Origin of the sequence: Mesorhizobium sp. M0778 (genome assembly GCF_040320105.1) — a bacterium.
GTDB lineage: Bacteria > Pseudomonadota > Alphaproteobacteria > Rhizobiales > Rhizobiaceae > Mesorhizobium.
Genome location: NZ_JAMYPA010000049.1, coordinates 1 through 3829, shown reverse-complemented (window position 1 = coordinate 3829; position 3829 = coordinate 1). Strand labels below are relative to the sequence as shown.

Sequence of the window (3829 nt, the reverse complement as noted above, 5' to 3'; positions counted from 1 at the left end):
CAGTTATCCGCAGCAGCCCATAATGCGAAGGAACGTGACCAGATTGGCTGAAGCCCGGGGTTTCTGGCCACATTCCTCCGCATTATTTCAGAGCGTGTCGAGCCAGGCGAGAACGCTCGTATCGCGTTTCCACGAGGGCTGACGGCCGGGTGTTTCCGGAACACCGACCTGCTCCAATGCCTTGCGCTTTGTTTCGAGGTTGGCCCTGGCATAGTGGTTCGTCGTATCGAGGCTCACGTGACCGAGCCAGCTACGGATAACCGTGACGTCGACGCCCGCCGATATGAGGTGGACGGCGGTTGCGTGCCGGAAGGCGTGAGGTGTAACATGCTTGGCGCGGAGCGTTGGCGTGGTCTGGGTCGCCGTCTTCACATAGGCGGCAAGCTTGAACCGGACCCCCGACGCGCTGAGCGGTTCGCCATAACGGTTGACGAACAACCGCTGGTCTGACGCCCGCGGTTGCCGTTCGAGCAGGTTCTTCAACAACATCACGGTTTCTGGCCAGAGCGGGCAGGTACGTTCTTTTCGACCCTTACCGGTCAGGCGCACGCAGCTTGGGCTTTCGAACCGGATCGCATCGGGGCATAGATCGAGCGCTTCCTGTATTCGCGCGCCGCTGTTGTAAAGGAACGAGAGCAGGGCGTGATCGCGCATACCTTCGAGGGTCGAACGATCAGGCTGAGCCAGGATCGCCGTCACTTCCGCCGGGTCCAGATAGCAGGGCTCTGATACTGGTCCGCGCTTGACTGGAATGTTGAGGATTTCGACGCATTGCGCGATCAATCCGGGATCCTTGGTCGCAACGAAGTTGAAGAAGCTGCGTATCGCTGCAAGTCGGCAGTTGCGCGTGCCGATCGTGCCGCCGCGTTCGTGTTCGGCGTGACCGAGGAACGCAATGACCTCTCCGGCGGTCAGATCGACCAATGTGATCATCGCCACCTTCTTCCCTGCGCGCTGTGCGGTGAACCGGAGGAACAGCCGCCAGGCATCGCGATACGACCGCACCGTATGGATGGAGGCATTGCGCTGCTCGACCAGCCATTCGTAGAAGAACGCGCGCATCAGGTGTGGGAACCGATTGTTCCTGGTCATGGCCGCACCTCCGGCCCGATGTTGAGGCATGGCGCGCCCAGCACGCGGAACCGCTCATTGGCGTGGTGAAGAAGGTCCTGCGTGACGGTGATGTAGACCAGGGTCGAGTTGATGTCCCGATGGCCAAGATAGGTTGCGAGGAACGGCAGACGATCCTGTGGGTTGATGCCTGCCTCGTACCATTCGAGGATCCGGTTCACGACCATCGAATGCCGCAGGTCGTGCAGGCGAGGTCCTGTTCGCCCCCGAGGCGGTTTCAGCCCGGCACGGCGTATGACGTCAACGAGCAGCCAGGCGACAGCCTGCTTTGAGTAGCGGTCACAACGCTGTTCGTGCCAGAACAGGCCGGAGCGCGGATCAAGGGACCCGCCGGCGCAGCGGCGCGCTTCGATATATGATCGAAGCTCAACCATCACGCTGTCGGGAAGCGGCAGTATCCTGGTCTTGTAGAACTTGGTCTGTCGGATCGTGATCGTACCGTCTTGGAAGTCAACGTCCCCCAGATCGAGGCGGGCCAGTTCACTTCGCCGCAGCCCCGCACAATAGGCGAGCAGCAGCATGGTGTAGATGCTGAATGGCCGAAGCGGCGCCCGTGGTGAAGGATATGAACGGGCGATGTCGAGCATACGCCGTACGTCGGCCAGTGTGTAAATATGCGGTTTGCGCCATTGCCTGGCCACTTCCTTTTCCGGGCGTGGATCAGGTCGGCGGGGCGGGATTGATGGATCCTGGTGGCGGAGGATTTTCGCAAGGACGCGCTTCAGCTTTTCGCACTCGTTCGGATGATTACGCGTGGTTTTCGCCACGGACCAGTGCTCGAGCATTACCCCGAGCGGCTGATCCTGAAGCGCCGGGTTTAGCTGCAGGAAGCGGTCGAACCGCGAGAGCCAGACCGTTTGCGCAATGTATTTGTAACCTCGATTGCGCATCAGCGTGACGTGCTCGGCCATCATTTCTCCCAGCACGCTGCCGAACCGCTTGGGCTGGGATAGCTTAGCAAGAGCGCTGTCCGGATCGCGCGAGGCGAGCGCCCGCCATACCGGCATGCACTGTTTGATATTGCAAGCTTCACGCAGCGCGGCGACGGGATTGCGTTCGATTGCTCCGGTTTCCTCAAGGTGATCGAGGAACCGGTCGATAATCCGGGTGCGGTGCAGCCGTGTTGTCGAGGCCCACCGTCCCGGCGATACATGTAGCCATGCCACCAGCATGTCCTTGTCGAGTTTGGCATGGCGTTCGGCGACATCCTGGAAGATATTGAGCGCCTGCCTGTAGTAGATTGGGCTGTTTGTGGTGCGCAGGTTGAGGCCTGCAATGTACCGCGCGATCAATTGGCGCTCAGGGTCGGGCCACGTCGTCATGACCGCACCTCCTGTCCCGGCACGTCGAGTGCGATGGCGCGAAGATCTTCGGTGGCAAGCTTCAAATAGGGGGCTGTGGATTCGGCAGAGCGATGCCCGAGTAGATCGCCAATCACCTTCCGGGGCACAGCGGCGCGCAGCATTTCTACGGCACGAGCATGGCGGAAGATATGGGAGCCGTTCTTGCCAGCCGGCGTCACACCGGCGGCTGTAAGTCGCCGCCGCACCATGTCGGCCAGCACGCCAAGCTTGCGATATGGCGCACGTGTGCGGACGAAGATCTCGCGGGCATCGGTCACAGGCCGCCCCACCTGAAGATAAGCGAGCACCGCTTCGCCCACCGGCGCCATCAATGGTAGATATGAGGTGGCCCGAGTCTTGGTGTGCCTGATGCGGATCGATTCCGCCCGCCAGTCGATATCCTCGACCCGAAGGTTGCAGATTTCGCCGGACCTAAGGCCATAGGTCGCGAGCAATTGCAGGATGGCGTGGTCCCGCAACCCCGCAGGCGTTTTATCCTCCCCAGAGGTCTGCAAAACCACGGCGACCTGATCCGGCGCAAGGATCGATGGCACGCCTTCATAGGCATAGAGCAAAGGGGAGATGACGTGCGGCGATAAGTCGATGGCGACCCGCCCAGTCCGATGGAGATAGCGCAGCATCGAGCGGAGGCGCTCGGCCACATCCTTCACAGACCTGCGCGTCTGGTGAGGGCTGCGCGTATCCATGTAACAGTCGATGTCGCTCACGGTCATCGTCATCAGACTGTCGGGACCGTGCCTATCGAGCTGCCAAGCCAGGAAGTTCCGGCCTTCCCACATCAACGCGTCGATGCTGGCCGCAGCAAGCCCTCGTTCCTCGCGCAGCCAGGTCTCGTATTCCTCACAGATCGCAAAGCGCAGTGCGTCGGCAGCGCAGGTCGCTTTCGGCGCGGATGGCCACCGCCCCTGTGCGAGCCGCAGCAACGCATGGATTCCAGAGCGCGGAATGGAGTGCCAATCCCGCGCCGGCGGTCGACCATGGCGTTTGCCGAAGCTCCCAATCGCGTATTGCAGGTACTGAGCTACCTGCGCCTCGGTCACCTCCATGATCGGGATGTTCCGCAAGGCAAGGTAGTCGAGAAACCCACGCGCGTAGGCGCAGTAGTTCCCGATCACCACAGGGCTGTATCGTTGCTCGGTCAGTAAAATCCTGAGCTCTGAGATGGGTTCGTAATCGGCATTCAACATTATTGGTTCCTTTGCTGGTCAAAACGACAGCAAAGGTTCGACCGAAAATAATGCTGAGCAAATCCCATCCGCGAAAGCTGGATCCCGCGGATTTCAAGCAGTGCAGCCGCGTTCCTTCACATTATGGGCTGCTGCGGATAACTAAAG

At 60.6% G+C, this 3829-nt stretch carries 3 protein-coding genes; all 3 read right to left on the bottom strand.

Annotation, left to right across the window (positions count from 1 at the left end):
- Positions 1-87: 87 nt before the first annotated feature.
- The 3 genes from NKI22_RS31295 to NKI22_RS31285 are packed head-to-tail and all read right to left on the bottom strand — an operon-like array spanning position 88 to position 3682.
- Complete coding sequence (locus tag NKI22_RS31295) at positions 88-1062, bottom strand: site-specific integrase (RefSeq protein WP_352959682.1); 975 nt, start codon at positions 1060-1062, stop codon at positions 88-90.
- A gap of 26 nt (positions 1063-1088) precedes the next feature.
- Positions 1089-2453, bottom strand: a complete 1365-nt coding sequence (locus NKI22_RS31290) for a tyrosine-type recombinase/integrase (RefSeq protein WP_352959680.1) — start codon at positions 2451-2453, stop codon at positions 1089-1091.
- Positions 2450-3682: a site-specific integrase gene (locus NKI22_RS31285; RefSeq protein WP_352959678.1), complete on the bottom strand. Its 1233-nt coding sequence runs from the start codon at positions 3680-3682 to the stop codon at positions 2450-2452. Before NKI22_RS31285 ends, NKI22_RS31290 begins: the two co-directional genes overlap by 4 nt.
- Between the last annotated feature and the right edge of the window lie 147 nt (positions 3683-3829).